Source organism: Ectothiorhodospira mobilis, from assembly GCF_016584115.1.
GTDB lineage: Bacteria > Pseudomonadota > Gammaproteobacteria > Ectothiorhodospirales > Ectothiorhodospiraceae > Ectothiorhodospira > Ectothiorhodospira mobilis.
On sequence record NZ_NRSK01000090.1, the window covers coordinates 1 to 297 of the forward strand.

Sequence of the window (297 nt, forward strand, 5' to 3'; positions counted from 1 at the left end):
GACGGATGCCGGCGAAGAGAGAGCTGACGATGAGGCAGATACGATACACATTACGGCTGGCCAGCGAGGGCATCAGCGCGCGGGCGATCGGGCGGATGCTGGGTGTGGCGCGGAGCACGATCCAGGATAATCTGAAGCGTGCCCAGGTGGCGGGATTGACGTGGCCGCTGCCAGGCGACCTGACCGATGCGGTTTTGGAGGAGCGGCTGTTTGCCCGTAACGGCGCACCGCGCGGCACACGCCGGCGTGCCGAGCCGGTCTGGAGTGAGCTGGCCTGCGAACTCAAGCGCCCTGGCG

The 297-nt window shown here is 67.3% G+C and carries 1 protein-coding gene; it reads left to right on the forward strand.

Translation table 11 applies throughout. The features are described 5' to 3' along the window. Positions 1-29: 29 nt before the first annotated feature. On the forward strand, positions 30-297 hold a 268-nt coding region (locus CKO33_RS13265; protein ID WP_200182697.1), incomplete at its 3' end, for a helix-turn-helix domain-containing protein.